Source organism: Streptomyces sp. NPDC052496 (assembly GCF_040679095.1).
In the GTDB taxonomy this organism is placed as follows: domain Bacteria; phylum Actinomycetota; class Actinomycetes; order Streptomycetales; family Streptomycetaceae; genus Streptomyces.
The window spans coordinates 74,724-89,763 of record NZ_JBFAUH010000014.1 but is presented as its reverse complement, the minus strand read 5'-3'; the positions used below and the strand labels follow the sequence as shown (position 1 = coordinate 89,763).

The window sequence follows — 15,040 nt, the reverse complement described above, 5'->3', positions numbered from 1 at the left end:
ACTCGCCGTAGGGTCCAGCCCTCGCCATCAAGCCTCCTCGTGTCCGGTGACACCAGGAAGGCGGGAGTCACACCAAGTCCTGGCAAGGGGTGTGACGATGCGTGCCGTCTGTATAGCAGATCCGGCTGTGGAAGCCGTCGATCTGGTCAAGAGTTATCCGGCCGGCAGGAACAAGCCGCCCATCACGGCATTGCGGGGGTTGAGCTTCGCAGCGGCGAAGGGAACCGTATTCGGACTGCTCGGGCCGAACGGAGCCGGCAAGTCGACCACGGTGAAGATCCTCTCGACGCTCTCGGCTGCCGACTCGGGATCGGCTCGCGTGGCCGGGGTCGAGGCGGCGACGAGGCCCGAGCAGGTGCGCCGGGCGATCGGGTTCGTGTCGCAGAAGTCCGGCACGGACCCGATGGGCACCGCGACCGAGAACCTGCTGCTCGCCGGACGCCTGCACGGGATGTCCCGTCGGGATGCCATGGCCCGCGCCCGCGAGCTCCTGGACAGGTTCGGCCTGGCCGACGCCGCGAACCGGCTGGTGCAGACCTACTCCGGCGGTATGGCGCGCAAGCTCGACGTCGCGCTCGGCTTGATGCACCGCCCCCAGGTGCTCTTCCTCGACGAACCGACGACCGGGCTCGACCCCCACGCCCGCAGCGAAATGTGGGCCGAGATCGCGCGGATGGCCGGGGACGAGCAGATGACGGTGCTGTTGACCACGCACTATCTGGAGGAGGCCGATCACCTCGCCGACCGGCTCGCAATCGTCGACCAAGGCAGGGTGGTCGCTGCCGGCACCCCGAACGAACTCAAGAGCGGCCTGCGCGGCGACGCAGTGCACATCGAGTTGCCCCAGGCCGACCACAGGGCGCTCGCGGTCCTGCAGACGGTGCCCGAGCTGCGGGACATCACCATGGACGGGAGCACCGTCCATGGCCGAACCGATGACGGTGCCCGGGCGTTGCCACCCGTACTGGCCGCACTCGAGGAAGCGGGCATGGCCGTGACCTCCGCGACTCTCGCCCGGCCCTCACTCGATGACGTCTACCTGCGACACACCGGACACAGCCTCGACGCCGACGCAGACCCGAAGGCCCTGGAGGTGACGAAGTGACCACCGCACACCAGCACTTCACCGGCGCGCGACCACTAACCGTGCTCACGCACGCCGCGCTCCTGACCGGTCGGCTACTGCGCGCCCTTCGGCGGATGCCGACCTTCCTCCTCATCGGCCTGGTGCAGCCGGTGATCTGGCTGCTGCTGTTCGGACAACTGTTCCGCTCGGTGGTGGACCTTCCCGGGTTCACGCATGCAGGCGGTGGCTTCCTGCAGTTCCTCACGCCGGGCGTGGTGATGATGACCGCGCTGTTTCAAAGCGCGTGGGCAGGAACAACCTACCTGCAGGACATCGACCGCGGCGTGATGGACCGGATGCTCACCTCCCCCGCCAGCCGAGGCGCCATGGTGATCGCGACCATGGCCTACCAGGCGATCCAGACGCTCATCCAAAGCCTGATCATCGTCGCCATCGCCCTGGCCGTCGGCGCCCGGTTCCCCGGGGGCGTCGCCGGCGTCGGCGTCACACTGCTTGCCGCGGTGCTGCTGACCCTGACCTTCTCGGCGTTGTCCGACGCCGTGGCGCTGCTGACTCGCCAGCAGGCGACACTCATCGCGATCTCCCAATTCACCACGCTGCCAATGATGTTCCTCAGCTCGGCCGTGATGGACCTCGGCCTCGCCCCGGGCTGGGTCGGTGTCGTTGCCGACCACAACCCCATGGAATGGGCGGTCGTCGCGGCCCGAGAGGCGATGGGCTCCCACACCGACTGGGGCACAGTCTGGGAGCACCTGTGTCTGCTCGCAGCTGTGGCCCTCCTCATGGGCCTGCTGTCCACGCGTGCCTTCCGCGCCTACTGGAAGCAGGCGTGACGCAACCGGTCGGGCCCAGTGAGGGCGCGGCGGGCCTGCCGGGCATGGGCGAGGTGTCCGGGGTCAGTGTTGCGGGATGCTGAATCGTGGAGGATTCGGGTGCTGGAGGCAGATCTCGACATCCTCACGACCGCGCTCTACGGGCGGACCGCCGACCTGCTGCTGGAATTCCCGGACCTTACGCCGTGCCGTCCAGCGGTGGGGATCACGCCCAGGCTGTCCGACGCCGAGCTGGTCATGCCGTCGGTGATGCAGGCGCTGCTCGGGTTCACCTCCGAGCGGCGCTTCATCCGCCATGCTCACGCCCGGCTGCAGCGCCTGTTCCCGTATCTGCCCAAGGCACCGGGCTACAACGAGCGGCTGCGCAAAGCGGCCGGGATGATCCAGCGGGTCATCCGGCTGCTCGCGGTCGACACCACACTGTGGAGCGATGATGTGTGGGTGATGGACTCCACCCCGGTGAAGTGCGGTCGCTCCCGCGAGACCGTCAAGCGCTCCGAGTTGGCCGGCTGGGCCGAGTACGGCTACTGCGCCTCCCACTCCCGCTTCTTCTGGGGCCTGCCGCTCCACCTCGTGTGCACCCTGCATGGCCCCGGTGGCGTTCGCGCTGACCGGAGCCAAGGCCGACGAGCGCGAGACTCTGCTGGCGATGTTCGAGGCCGAGCCCGGCCTGCTCGCCGACCGCGCGGGACAGACACTGATCGGAGACAAGAACTACTTCGGGCGAGGCTTCGAGCAATGGCTGGGCGATCTGGGCCTACGTCTGTTGCGCCCGGCCCGCAAGGGCGAGGCCGAGCGGGCCGGTGCGGCGCTGTTCAAGCCGCTCCGGCAGGTGATCGAGTCGATCAATGAAACCTTCACGGGCCTACTCGGCCTGGAACGACACTGCGGCCGCACCCCCGCAGGCGTGATCGCCCGGGTTCAGCAACGCGTACTGGCGCTGACCGCAGCGATCTGGCACAACGACCACACAGGCCAGCCCCTGAAGCGCGCCCTGACCGCTTACGATCACTGACCCGCCTCGGAAGCAATCATCTAGTTCGGGCCGTACGCGTCCGTCATCGCGTACCGCCTGCCAGCCCGCTTCAACGGTGGCAGCGCCCGCTGCATGCTTGTCCATGAGCTCACCATGCACGAGGGGATATGAGTGGCTGAGGCTGCTTATTTGATCGAACAGTCCCGCGAAATTGATCGGTTGGCGTGGAAACCGCCGGACGTCGAGGCGGCCTTCGTCTGATCATGTACTCCGACCCAGATGCACCGATCAAGACGAAGGCCGTAAACGTGAGCCTGCCGCCTGGTCCCGCTTCCGGGGAAGCGTTCGCGCGAGCGTCGCCCCGCTCCCGGGAGGACCTGTCCGACTCCCTGACCGCGCGCGGGGACGCGCTGTTCGAGCTCGTGGACGCGTTGCTGTGTGCGGACGGGCCAGTGAGGGCGCCGGTGGACCTGACGCTGGTGGCCGAGCACCGGGCCGCTCTGGGATCGGGCCGGACGCCCTGGTGCCAGCTCCTGACTCCGTCCGCCTGGGCCCTGCCGACGACGTCGCCGAGATCACCGCCGCCCAGGTCCGCCGGGTGGCCACCGATCTGATTGAGATGGGCCGCCGGCACGTGGGTGACCGCGACATCCTCATCGTCTTCGACCTGGCAGGCATTCCTGCGGAGATCCGACCTGGAACACACCTTCCGCAGGATCAAACAGACCCTCGGCTGGGCCCGCCCGAAACCGCAGCCCCAGGGGCGGCGATCGCCGCCCCTGGCTCGTCATCGTCGCACACGCAACTCCGCCCCCTGCGGACGGCCTTGCCGGCGTTGTCCTGCACAGCAATCAAGTCGCGTATCCCAATGAGCGGCTGTGACCGTCACGGGCTCCGGGCGGCCAAGTCTTTCTGCCATCAGACGGCGACAAGCTCACTGCGCTACCCGGAGTCTTCCGGCGCGAACGCAGAGCGGCTGCGGCTGCCCGCAGAGGACTTCTGGATCTTCGACTCGCGAATGGTCGCGCTGCTGCACTTCGATGACGGGGACACCCTGACCGGCGTCGAGCTGATCACTGATCCGGCGCGGGTCGTCCTGTACGCACAGGTGCGTGACGCCGAATGGCATCACGCCGTTCCCTACGAGGAGTTCGCGGTGCAGGTGGCCGAGGCAGAGTAGAGAGTGAGCCGGTGAGCACGGACTACCAGCAGGCACGGGCAGCCCTCGGGGTAAGACTCCGTGAGCTGCGCCTCGCCTGCCCTGACGGCCGGCTCACCGGCACGCAGCTGGCTGAACTTCTCGGCTGGCCGCGGACGAAGGTCAGCAAGCTGGAGAACGGCAGACAGGCCGCGACCCCGGAAGACCTGAGGGCCTGGGCCGGGGCGACCGGCCAGCCGGAGCTGGAGGGCGAACTCCAGGCGCGGCTCAAGGGATTCGAGTCCCACATCAGATCGTTCCGTCGGCAGCTCACCGCGGGCTACCGGCCGGTGCAGGAGACATGGAACAGCGAGATCGCCAAGAGCAGGGCCGTCCAGGCCTGGGAGGGCACGGTCGTCGCCGGGATGCTCCAGACCGCCGACTACGCCCGGCACGTCCTGATCCGTTACGCAGACCTCCACCAGAACCCCCACCGCGACATCGATGACGCAGTCCGCGCGAGGATCCAGCGCCAGCAGTGGCTGTACCAGCCCGGCAAGGCGTTCCACATCATTCTGTGGGAAGCGGCGCTGCACGCTCTGGTCTGTCCTCCGTCGGTTCTCGCTGCGCAGCTCGACCGGCTCGCCGGCGCGATCGGCCTCGACACACTGACGCTGGGGATCATCCCCTTCGGGGCCTCGCTGAAAATTTCGTGCGCGGACGGCTTCCTGATCCTGGACGACCGGGTGGCGATCACCGAGGACTGGCACGCTGAACTGTGGCTCGATGACGCGGACACCGTCGCCACTTATCGCAGGGTGTGGGACATGCTGGGCGAGTCCGCCGTCTACGGAGCCGACGCCCACAACGTGATCAACAATGCACGGCGGTCGCTCGCCGCCGGATGACCGCGTGAAGCGGCGGCGCCTGCCGGTGCGGACGCCGCCTTGGTGAACTCCTGCCCGTCAGTCCCGCGGGCGCTGGTAGGTGTAGCGGGTGAGCCGGTCGCCCGAGCTGAGGTACTCGCCGTACTCGATCACATTGCCCTCGGCGTCGGACAGCGTGTTGTACCCGACGAGCAGCGCCGCCGGCCGCTCGGTCAGGCCCAGCAGCTCAGCTTCTTCGTCCGTCGCGACCCGGGCCCCGAGCAGGTCCACGCCGTCGTCCCAGGTGCGGCCGGTCGCCGCTTCGATCGCTCCCGGCGTACCATCGGGGATGCGCTCGGTCTCCAGCAGCGCCGGTACAGCGTCAGCGAGGTCAGCCGCGAACCACGACGTCGACACGGACACCGGCCCCGACTCGTTGCACGTCACCCGTCGGCGGCAGACGACCTGCGCGCCCTCTTCGACACCCAGGGCGAGGGCGACGTGTTCCGGCGCGGACACCAGGCCGGCCGACAGAATCTTCGCGTACTGACCAGGCGGGTAGATCCGTCCCGTGACGTCCGCCGACCGGAAGCGGTCGGACGGCGAGTGGTGCTGGGTACGGCGGGCGGTGACCACGGTGCCGACACCCTGCCGCGGTTCGACCAGGTTCTCATGGCGCAGTTCGTTCAGGACCTTGGTTGCGGTGGCCCGGGAGATGGACCAGTCCGTGGCGAGCTGACGTTCGGACGGCACGACGTCACCGTCGGCCAGTTCCCCGGAAAGGATCTGTTCACGCAGGTGGTTGACAACCTGCCGGTAGGGAGGAAGAGACCTCTCGATTTCAGGAGCCATGCTGACTGACACCCCTTCAGGAGTGGTGGGCTAGGCCACCAGCCTACTCGGGGCGGGGTGGTTTGTGGCCTAGGCCACAGGATATAACGTCAATACGCAGTGCATTTGGCCGATTACCCGCGATGCGCCAGAGTGATCCGCCTGACCGAGGCCCATCTCCCGGAAAGCAGGCCGACGTTGAAGAAGATCATTGCCAAGCTGTGGCGCATCATCCGTGGCCCGATGCAGTGGCGTGTCCTGTGGCTGGCCCACGCGAAATTCATGGTCGGCGTCACCGGCGTCATCCGCGACGACCAGGGGCGTGTACTCCTGCTCAAGCACCGGATGTGGCCGCCGGAACGGCCCTGGGGGCTGCCCACCGGATACGCGGTCAAGGGTGAGGAGTTCCCGCTCACCATCGTCCGCGAAGTCAGGGAGGAGACCGGCCTGGAGGTCAAGCCCGGCCGTCTCGTCCAGCTCACCAGCGGCTACAAACTCCGGGTAGAGGTGGCGTACGAGGCCGTCTGCACCGGAGGCACCCTCAAGATCGATACCTTCGAGATCCTGGAGGCACAGTGGTGCTCCCCGGACTCCCTTCCCGACGGGATGCAGGAGTCACACCGAGCACTGATTCACGGCACCACCACGCCCTGACCGGGCATCTGCTCGCCCCCGGCGAGCACCTGACGGGCACGGACACCGCGCCGCTGCTCCAGGCGCTGACCCGCCTGCGCACCGCCGACACCCTCACGCCGGAACATCCGGACCACACCTTCACCCCTCTGTCGCTCCTGCTCGACCAGTGGGAGGCGCAGGGGGTCAACACGGCCCCGTTCCACGACGGCCTCACCGTGGTGCAGACCAGGTATGCGGCCCTGGGCCTGCGTCAGCTCCTCCCGCTGGACCGCATGCTGGTCGCTGTCCGGTCCGTACGGGCCGGGGCCCGGGGTGGCTTCCACCACCCCAACCAGGGATACCGGCACTTGCAGATGAGGGCCCTGGTCACCGCGTACGGGGATCTCGCAGCACCCGAGCCGCACGCCGACGAGCTGACGGTCCTGGACCTGCTGCGCTCCTACGCCCACGACTGCCTGCACTTCGGCTCCTACCGCGCGTACCGGCTGGTCGGCGAACAAGCGGTCCGCAGCCAGTACGGCGTCAACTTCCGCCGTGCCGACGGGCGCAGCTACTCCGCCCCGGACCGCGCAGGTTCCCGCAGCACCCGCAACATCGGCACGGTGATGGAGGGGGCGTGCGACCGGGAGGCCCGTTCGGTCACCCGGCAGATCGCCTGCGGACACGGCATCCTGGCCTCCGGCGGCACCGACGGGTACGCCTTCCGGGACGTGACCGGACAGCTTGACAGCGCAGACGTGGCCGAACTGACAGGGCTGCCGGACACGGGCTCGGAGACCAGGGCGTACCTCGCGTCGATGGGCGGCTACGAGGCCAACATCAACGCGAGGTACCGGACGTTCCTGAAAGAGATCGGCGGAGACGAAGCCGAAGATCTGCACTCCGTGATCCTGGCTGCAATGATCAGCGGTGACGTTGCCGCGCTGAGCACATGGCTTGACCAGCGGCACGGTCCCAGCACGTTCGCCGCGCTGTTCATGTCACAGGTGTACATGGGGCAGATGGAACTGGTCCTCGCCAGCTAGACCGGCCCATGACGAAGCCCGGCACCTGGCCGGTGCCGGGCTTCGTCATGGGCCGGGATGCGGATCACGCCGTCCTGCCTGATCATCGGTTCATGGCAGTGCGCGTGGTGGTGCACCCGCCCTCCCCTACCGGAGGGCGGCGCGTCCATGCTGACTCCGTGATCCCGGGAACGGCGTACGGCGTAGCCGACCTGCTGGAATTCCTGCGACGCGCGGGGCTGGACCCGGACGACGTCGACCTGGACGATGCCTCCCTGATCGAGTAGCGAGCGGGCGGTTCCGGCGTGTGGTCACCCGACGACGCGGCTCCCGCCGGCTGATCCAGCGCTACGCTTTCCGGTTACCGCGCCGCGGGCCGGCCGCAGCGCAGGCTCCAGGGGGCAGCCATGCGCGTCACCCGAATGCTCGCCGTCCTCGCTGCTGCCGCGCTCCCGCTGACCGCCTGCTCGGACAGCGGTGAACCGGCGGGCAAGATGTCGTCCAGCAGCGCTGCGGTCCTGCCGACAGCACCGGAGATCGAAACCCCGAAGGTCGCCGGGCTCGGTACGACTGCGCACACGGCCGGCTCGAACCGCCCCATAGCCGGCTCCGGCGGAGGCGTACTCGACCTCACGCCGACCAGCATCGTGTACGTGCCCGGCTCCCGGAACCAGGTTCCCGAGAACGGGACGTACGCCGTCGTGGCGTATACGGCCCGCTCCTCCACCGCGGTCGCCGCGGCTGAGACGGCGCCGGCCGAAGGCGGCGGCTGGCAGTGGGTCGCGCCTGACGGCCAGTCCGTGTCCACGATGGACGGCGACGCGACCAGCGTGGTGCCCGACGGCTTCAACGGCTCGGGCGCCGTGGCACTCGGAAGCTACCAGTGGCGCAGCGTCACTTTTGACCTGACGAAGGCGCAGCACGGCGGCACCCTGGTCTACACGGACGGCGAGGGGCAGCAGCACCGGTGGGCGATGCCCGCGAAGGACAGCGGCCCGCAAGCGGCCAAGCTGCGGAAAGCATTGGAGGGATAGCAGCCCTGACCTGCACCGGGGCAATGCGGCCCAGACAGAGCCCGCAAACCGTGCCACCGTCACGGCATGAACGAGATCCCGCGCGAATGCACGCGCTCCGAGTGTCTCCGCCTGCCGTCCCGGCGCTGCCCGTACTGCCGCCGGGCGGTCCGCCCGCACTGGATAGAAGCGACAGGGACCTACGAAGATCCCATCACCCCGACCGGCGTCGTCGGTTACGCGTGCCCGGGCGAGCTGTGCGACGGCAATGGCGGGTTCTGACGGCATGAAGCTACCCGTTCCGAAGTCCCGGAAAGAATCACGCCTGACCTCCTAGGCAACCCAACACGTAGGGCTAATTATGGGTAGTGGAACAACTCGACAGCGAATGAGCCAAGAGGAACAGTGGCAGCCCACACCCCCGGCAGGGGGACGGGAGTACCGGCTTCGAAAGACCCGGTACCTTGCACTCTGGTGACAGAGAGACGCGGGAGCGACCCCCTCGGGCCACGGCACAAATTCACCGTCCCCAGAAACGGGGCTCCGGTAAAGCGGTAAGCGCGCCCTCCTCGACGGGGGAGGCGGCGGACGGTTCTGCCCGGCAGGGAGTGCCGCGAGCGCCCCGGAAGACCCGTCAGCCCACGGCTCATCCGCCCACCCCCGTCCGGAAGAGCGACGGCGGCACACCCGTAAAGGTCACGGCAACGGATTCGTCTCCCGGCCGGGGCTCGGCCGGTACACCAGCAAAGGAGAAACCGTGGAAACCACCTTCACCGACGCAGCTGGTACCGCGCTTCTCGCCCTGGACATCAGCGATGACGAACGGACCGCGTTGAAGAAGGCCGCATACAACGCGTCCCGGAACACGTGGGCCGTCGACGTCAGCCCCGAAACGGAACAGCATCTGATGGAACTGCTCCAGGCCGACAACACCGGGCCGCTCTACCGTGACTCGTGATCGCCTTGTGCGAAGAAGCCCCCTCCGCCCGCAGGAGCGAAGGGGGCTCTCTCATGATCCGGAGTCGTTGTACTCCTTGACCAAGCGGTGCGGCTCGGGCGGATCGCCGACCGGGTCGCGCGCCCAGCGGTAGAGGGCGTCCACCGTCCAGGAGTACGCCCTGACCAGCGCCTCGGTACGGGACATGCGGGCCCTGAGCGCAGCGTTCTCCTGGTCGACCCGGGTGACGGTGGCCGTCAGGACCGCGAGGTCACCAGCACGGTTGGCGGGCTCCGCGGCCGTCCGTGCCGCCGCCTCGTTCGCCGTCGCGGCAGCCGCGCCCGCGCGAATCGTCGCACGTGCGGCCAGCAGTCCGCACACGATCATGCCGACCGTTCCGCCGCCCGCAACCAGCCACGCCTGTACGTCCATTACCTTTTCGGGATCTTCAACACCTGGCCGACGCGGATCACGTCGGCGCCCTTCAGGCCGTTGAGCCGTGCGATCTCCGGCCAGCGCGCGAGGCTGCCCAGCAACTGAGCGGCGATGGAGGAGAGCGTGTCCCCCGCGCGCACCCGGTACGTACGCAGCGGCGCCAGGCGCTCCGCGATCCGGGCACGCATCGAGGCCATGGTGAAGCCGAGCGGGTCGACCTTCCCCGGCTGCCACTCGCGGTGCCCGATCACGCTGCGCTCGCTCCAGCGATGGAAGCGGCAGATGGCGGCCGACACGGCTTCGACCGCTTCGAGCTGAACGGCCGGCCAGGGATCCCGGCCGTCCCCGCGGTTCTCGCACTCGAACCCGTAGAAGTGCACGTTGCCGTCGGCGTTCGTCTCGTTGTCCGCAGGCAGCGGCCTCTCGGCGATGACCGCGTTCAGCACGTCCCGGTCCCCGCGCCCCGCGTGATTCGCACGGCCGCAGCCGACCAGGTGCACCCACCCGTTCTTCGCGATCACACCGTGGCACAGCGGTCCGGGAAGAGACGCATAGCCGTCGTAGCAGATCCGCACCGTGGCGTCCGTGCCCGAGGTGACTGTGTGATGGATCATCACGCCGTGCACCGGGCCCCAGTCGCCGTGCCCGGCACGGTTGTGCGTGCGCCAGTTGCCAACCTGGACGACGTGCAGACCCTCGTCCTTCAGGACGGCCAACAGGCTCGCGGCGGACATCGGAGGAGCCATGAGTTCTCACTCTCCCGATATTGCTTGAGTCGTGAACGACTTTCCGCCAGGCCCTGTGAAGGAAAGCGCCAAGAGCGCTGTCAGTGACTCGCGGTAGGTTGTGGGAACACGAGAAAGCACAGTTCCTGGGGGGACCTATGGCCGGTGACGGCTTCGACATAGACACGGACCAGCTCAAGTCCGCCGCACCGCGTTTTCACCGGGAAGCGGACGCGCTGGCGAAGGCGACAAGCAAACTCAAAGGCTCGCTGGACGGGCTCGGTTCGCCGTGGGGGGACGACGAGCAGGGCGAGAAGTTTCGGCACGCGTACGCTCCGCACCGCGAGCAGATTGAAAAAGCAGCCCAAGCCTTGGTCAAGGGATTGGAAAGTATTTCCAAGGCCATGAAGGACATGGCGGACAACCACCAGGAAGCCGACCGCTCTTCAGCTTCCGGCTTCGGCAAGGGCGGTGCGTGATGGGTGCCGCCGACAAGGCCAAGGAAATCGTTCAGGACCTGACCGGCATGTGGTGGCCGGAGGGCGACGAGGACAAACTGCGGGAGGCCGCCCGTGCATGGCGGACGTTCGCCGATGACGTGGAGGATGTCACCGCTGCGGCGCACAAACCTGCCCAGGATGTCATCGACAACAACAAGGGCCCGGGCATCGAGGCGTTCAGCGCCTTCTGGCGCAAGTACCACGGCGGCGGCAAGGGCTACCTGGACGACGTGGCGTCCGCCGCGCGGGACATGGCCAAGGCACTGGACAAGTTCGCCGACCAGATCGCCGAGGCCAAGAAACAGATCGAGCACGCGCTGGAAATCGCGGGCGCGGTCCTGGTCGCCGGGACCGCGCTGGCGCTGTTCACCGGAGGCATCAGCGAGGTCGCGGCGGCCGGTGCGACCGAGGCGATCGTCGCCGCAGCCAGTACTGCCGGAGTCGCAGTGTCCGCGACCGTCGCCGAGATCGCGGGCACCGTCCTGGCCACCGCTGCCATCGGCGGTGTCGAAGCGATCACGGTGGATGTGGTGGTGGCGCAGGGCGGCCGCAACCTGCTCGGCGACCAGAAGGGCATCAACGTCGCCGAGATCAAGGACGCCGGCGTCTCCGGTCTGCTGATGGGCGGAGCCTTGGGCGGTACCGCACGCGGCGTCAAGGCGATCCGTGATGCGGGCGGCATCAAGAACGTGTTCGGCAACATGAAGCTGGACGGTCTGCGCAACTTCGAATTGACACTGCCCAACTTGGGCGGCCCGCAACTGGCCATGGCCGGCATCGAGTCTGTGGGGCCTACCGGACGCCCGTTGATGCGGAGCGCTCAGCACGGTGGAGGCGGAGGTGGGAGGGCGCCTCAGAAACCGATCCCCTCGTACTGCAAGCCACCTGACAGCATGGGACGGGCCACCGGCGTCGAAACGAGGATTACGCACGACATGCTCGACACCGGCACCAAGGCATCCAGACGGGTGAAGCCACCGGGCTGGATCGGCGACACGGCCGGGCACACGCGCGGGCACCTGCTGGCGCGGTCGCTGGGAGGCGACGGCCGAGCGGAAGCCAACATCGTGATCATGTACGACAAGGCCAACAATGAAGTGATGGAAAAGCTGGAAGAGCGGATCTACGAGACCGTCAGTAAACGAGGTGACGTCGAGTATTCGGCGTCTCCCGTCTACGCCCACCCCGACGACATCATTCCTACAGGAGTGCATGTCAGAGCCGTGGGGCCCGGTTTGCACATCGACCAGACCATTATCAACAAGTAGGTAGGACATGGCTGATCTCGACACCTTGGCAGCATTTCCGGCAACAGGCGAACTCGGCCCGGTCCTGAACGACTGGGAGGAAGCCGAGACAGTCCTTGGCACCACGTTCCCGCCCGCCTTCAAGGCGTTCCTCACCGCCTTCGGAGGCGCGAAGTTCGATGACTTCCTGCGTGTCTACCGGGCAGGCGCTGAGAATGAACATGTGGACCTGGTCACCATGACGCTTGCAGCACGGAAGACGATGGAGGATTCGCGCCCCCACATCCGTGCCCTGTTGGAGGAGCGTGCGGTACAGCCCTCACAGCTCATCCGCTGGGGGGGAACGGACAACGCGGACATGTGCTTCCTGGTACCTCACGTTGACCCGGAGCGCTGGGCCGTCCTCACCGTCATCGGCCGCGGCAGGGAGTACGACCTGTACGAAGGTCCGGTGGAGAGCTATCTGCTGCGGGTTCTCCGCGGTGACATCGTGAGCGAGGTCTTCCCCGAAGACTTCCCTGACGAGGATCCCGGCTATGAGCGCAATCCCTGGATCTGAACCGAGGAAACCAACAACGGGCCCCCTCTGAGCCGCCCTGCCTTGCCGGAGCGAAGCAGGGCGGCTTGTGCAGGTTCAGTCGAGGAAGTGCTCGATACTGTTGAAGCTGATCCATGTCGGTGCAGAAGCGTTGTTCTCGTGACCGTGCGTACTCCCGCCGTCCGTGGATGTACTCCCCGTGCCGGCGGAGCCCGTCTGCCCGGTCCCGGCCGCTCCCGTGTCGTCCATCTCGTGCGTGTGGTTGAGCGTGTGCGTGTGGCTCTGGTTTTGGCCGCCGGTCGTACCGCCCGAGTAGCTGTGCGTGTGGGACTGCGATGTACCGCCTGTCGCGCCGATGTCCTGCTGGTGGCTGGTGAAGACCTGGTGCGTGTGGCTCGGGCCGCTGTGGGTGTGCGCCGGCCCCGAGTGACTGTGCCCGCCGATCGTGGCATCGGTGATGGACGGCACCACCGTCCCGCCGACCACATTGACGGTGCCGCTCGGAGTGAAGTCGAGCTTCACCGAGGTGGATCCGATCGCATCGCGGGCCGTGCCGACGGAAACCAGGCCCACGGGCCGGTATCCGACGTCCAGCGGGGTGGAGATGACCGCCGTTGACGCCCCCGTGCTCGCCGCACCCCCGCGCCACTGCATCTTGAAGGAGCCGTTGTCCCAGACCCTGCGGTAGCGCACGCTGCCGTTGCTGTTGCCATTGTGGGAGAAGCCCGGCCCGAGCGTTGCCGTCGTCCAGGTGCTGGCGCTGAACTGCCCGGCGATCTCGCCCAGAGCGACCAGGTCCGTGCCCTGCTTGATGACCAGGACCGTGTCGCCGATGACGGGCACATAGCTGTCGATGTAGCGAATGCCGGGGATCTCCGTGGTGTCCCCGGAGATCTGGATCCCCAGCGTCGGCGGCACGGCTGTGTCCGCGATGCTGGAGACCGTACCCTTGCGGATCGTCGCCGGGTCGAAGTCGAGCAGCGTCTGCTTCGCGATCTCTGTAGCGAGATCGCGGATCGCCTGCGTCTGCGCGGCCTGAGCGGCTTGTGCCGCCTGCTGCGCCTCCTGCGCCGCCGCCTCGGTCGGGACGATGGGCGGCTCCGCAGGCGTCGACTCGCCGGGAGTGGCCATCAGCCGGCCCGCCTCTTCTGGCGCAAGGTCAGGGTCTGGGTGCCCTTGGCGTCCAGCGGCACGGTGAACGCGTCGAGCGCATAGAGGCCGGACACATGGCTGCGCTCGCGTACGACTTCCACCACTGCGCCGGCTTCATACGCCGGGTTGACGATGCCGGAGACGGAGAGCTGCGCGGAGAAGCCGAGCAAGTTGCGCAGGAGCTGGTCGGCGGTCGCCTGCGCATCCTCGGTCGTCTTGATGAGCTGGTCCGTGACGAAAGTCGGCACCTCGCCGTACGGACCGAGATGGTACGTCGCGCTGGTCGGCTCGTCGTCCCAGGCCACCGCACGCACCGCGGGCAGTTCGTCGCCCGGCGACTCGCCGGTGAGCACGACTCCGTTGTATCCGGGCTCATCGGTGAAGACACGGGAGAGATCCAGCATCGTGCACTGCCGCCCTTCGACGTAGCTGAAGGCTGGGGTCGGCAGGGCGTCGATGTCGGTGGGCGGCGCGATGACCACCCAGCCTTCGACATCGAAGTAGATGTCACAGCCCAGGCTCAGCGCCAGCTTGGTGACCGCCTCCCACGGGTCGTCGCCGACGTCGTACACGCAGGGCGCCGTGGTCGTCCTGGTGGTACTGATCGCGTCATACGACAGGTCCGGGAAGGTGCGCGCCAGAACCGACCTGATGGCCTCGATGATGTTCGTCCCGCTGGGGATGACGTACGGACTGGTGAACTCGTCCCGAGCCACGGTGCGGCTCAGGTCGTACGCCTCCAGCTGGATGTCCGGGCTGCCGCCAGTCGTGTCCGAGACGCTGACCTTGGCGAGCCGGAACACTCCGAGCGGCAGCACGTCAACCGTTCCGGCGTCGTACTTCACGCCCCGGTACGGCCGCAGCTCCGTGCCGTACGGCGTCAGCAGGGACTCCGTGCCGCTGGGGACCAGCACCCCCAGAGGATCTACGCAGGTGGCCTTGCAGGTACGCCGGACCGCCGCCGTACGGTCGACGGTCACCTCTCCCCCGGTCGCGGACAGCCGCACCGTCTGCCGCGTCGGGGAGATCACGTCGATGTACGCATGGACGGTATGGCTGCGCCTGATCTCTTGAAGGAAGCGGTCCGAAGCATGCTGGACGGGCACAGCCACCTCCCCGGAC

General features: G+C 67.7%; 17 protein-coding genes and 1 pseudogene. 13 read left to right on the top strand and 5 right to left on the bottom strand.

The features are described 5' to 3' along the window. The first annotated feature begins 97 nt into the window (after positions 1–97). The 5 genes and pseudogenes from AB0L45_RS19850 (at position 98) to AB0L45_RS19830 (ending at position 4,942) form a co-directional block, all read left to right on the top strand. A complete protein-coding gene (locus tag AB0L45_RS19850) occupies positions 98–1,105 on the top strand; it encodes an ATP-binding cassette domain-containing protein (RefSeq protein WP_365841568.1) in 1,008 nt (335 codons plus the stop codon). Then, positions 1,102–1,920: an ABC transporter permease gene (locus AB0L45_RS19845; RefSeq protein ID WP_365841566.1), complete on the top strand. Its 819-nt coding sequence runs from the start codon at positions 1,102–1,104 to the stop codon at positions 1,918–1,920. The genes AB0L45_RS19850 and AB0L45_RS19845 overlap by 4 nt, the downstream gene beginning before the upstream one ends. 102 nt (positions 1,921–2,022) lie before the next feature. Next, a pseudogene (locus tag AB0L45_RS19840) lies at positions 2,023–2,935 on the top strand (IS982 family transposase). 484 nt (positions 2,936–3,419) lie between these two features. After that, complete coding sequence (locus tag AB0L45_RS19835) at positions 3,420–4,076, top strand: DUF6879 family protein (RefSeq protein ID WP_365841564.1); 657 nt, start codon at positions 3,420–3,422, stop codon at positions 4,074–4,076. Positions 4,077–4,087: 11 nt separating this feature from the next. Continuing rightward, the gene (locus AB0L45_RS19830; protein ID WP_365841562.1) at positions 4,088–4,942 is read left to right on the top strand and encodes a helix-turn-helix transcriptional regulator; all 855 of its coding nucleotides are present in this window, start codon (positions 4,088–4,090) and stop codon (positions 4,940–4,942) included. 57 nt (positions 4,943–4,999) lie between these two features. Here the strand turns inward: AB0L45_RS19830 and AB0L45_RS19825 are convergent, their stop codons facing one another. Next, the gene (locus tag AB0L45_RS19825; protein WP_365841560.1) at positions 5,000–5,752 is read right to left on the bottom strand and encodes a GntR family transcriptional regulator; all 753 of its coding nucleotides are present in this window, start codon (positions 5,750–5,752) and stop codon (positions 5,000–5,002) included. Between the two features lie 177 nt (positions 5,753–5,929). Here AB0L45_RS19825 and AB0L45_RS19820 point away from each other — a divergent pair, with 177 nt between their 5' ends. The 5 genes from AB0L45_RS19820 (at position 5,930) to AB0L45_RS19800 (ending at position 9,342) form a co-directional block, all read left to right on the top strand. Continuing rightward, positions 5,930–6,385: an NUDIX domain-containing protein gene (locus AB0L45_RS19820; RefSeq protein ID WP_365841558.1), complete on the top strand. Its 456-nt coding sequence runs from the start codon at positions 5,930–5,932 to the stop codon at positions 6,383–6,385. Then, entirely contained in the window at positions 6,310–7,392 is a 1,083-nt protein-coding gene (locus AB0L45_RS19815; protein WP_365841556.1) for a hypothetical protein, read from the top strand. Before AB0L45_RS19820 ends, AB0L45_RS19815 begins: the two co-directional genes overlap by 76 nt. 386 nt (positions 7,393–7,778) lie before the next feature. Continuing rightward, positions 7,779–8,405, top strand: coding sequence for a hypothetical protein (locus AB0L45_RS19810; protein ID WP_365841554.1), 627 nt, complete (start codon positions 7,779–7,781; stop codon positions 8,403–8,405). Between the two features lie 66 nt (positions 8,406–8,471). Further along, a complete protein-coding gene (locus AB0L45_RS19805; protein WP_365841552.1) occupies positions 8,472–8,666 on the top strand; it encodes a hypothetical protein in 195 nt (64 codons plus the stop codon). A gap of 475 nt (positions 8,667–9,141) precedes the next feature. Further along, the gene (locus AB0L45_RS19800; RefSeq protein ID WP_365841550.1) at positions 9,142–9,342 is read left to right on the top strand and encodes a hypothetical protein; all 201 of its coding nucleotides are present in this window, start codon (positions 9,142–9,144) and stop codon (positions 9,340–9,342) included. A 51-nt stretch (positions 9,343–9,393) separates the two neighbouring features. On the opposite strand, the gene AB0L45_RS19795 is transcribed toward AB0L45_RS19800, so the two are convergent. Continuing rightward, positions 9,394–9,753 (bottom strand): hypothetical protein, encoded by a 360-nt coding sequence (locus AB0L45_RS19795; RefSeq protein ID WP_365841548.1) that lies wholly within the window; start codon positions 9,751–9,753, stop codon positions 9,394–9,396. Then, on the bottom strand, positions 9,753–10,490 hold the full coding sequence (locus AB0L45_RS19790; RefSeq protein ID WP_365841546.1) for an N-acetylmuramoyl-L-alanine amidase: 738 nt from the start codon (positions 10,488–10,490) through the stop codon (positions 9,753–9,755). The genes AB0L45_RS19795 and AB0L45_RS19790 overlap by 1 nt, the downstream gene beginning before the upstream one ends. A 149-nt stretch (positions 10,491–10,639) precedes the next feature. Between AB0L45_RS19790 and AB0L45_RS19785 the strand changes: the two genes are divergently transcribed. The 3 genes from AB0L45_RS19785 to AB0L45_RS19775 are packed head-to-tail and all read left to right on the top strand — an operon-like array spanning position 10,640 to position 12,787. Then, complete coding sequence (locus AB0L45_RS19785) at positions 10,640–10,960, top strand: WXG100 family type VII secretion target (protein WP_365841544.1); 321 nt, start codon at positions 10,640–10,642, stop codon at positions 10,958–10,960. After that, complete coding sequence (locus tag AB0L45_RS19780; RefSeq protein ID WP_365841542.1) at positions 10,960–12,249, top strand: DNA/RNA non-specific endonuclease; 1,290 nt, start codon at positions 10,960–10,962, stop codon at positions 12,247–12,249. Before AB0L45_RS19785 ends, AB0L45_RS19780 begins: the two co-directional genes overlap by 1 nt. A gap of 7 nt (positions 12,250–12,256) precedes the next feature. Next, the gene (locus tag AB0L45_RS19775) at positions 12,257–12,787 is read left to right on the top strand and encodes a hypothetical protein (RefSeq protein ID WP_365841540.1); all 531 of its coding nucleotides are present in this window, start codon (positions 12,257–12,259) and stop codon (positions 12,785–12,787) included. Positions 12,788–12,862: 75 nt separating this feature from the next. Here the strand turns inward: AB0L45_RS19775 and AB0L45_RS19770 are convergent, their stop codons facing one another. Together AB0L45_RS19770 and AB0L45_RS19765 are read right to left on the bottom strand one after the other, a co-directional pair. Beyond that, entirely contained in the window at positions 12,863–13,897 is a 1,035-nt protein-coding gene (locus tag AB0L45_RS19770) for a hypothetical protein (RefSeq protein WP_365841538.1), read from the bottom strand. After that, on the bottom strand, positions 13,897–15,024 hold the full coding sequence (locus AB0L45_RS19765; protein ID WP_365841536.1) for a DUF5047 domain-containing protein: 1,128 nt from the start codon (positions 15,022–15,024) through the stop codon (positions 13,897–13,899). Before AB0L45_RS19765 ends, AB0L45_RS19770 begins: the two co-directional genes overlap by 1 nt. Between the last annotated feature and the right edge of the window lie 16 nt (positions 15,025–15,040).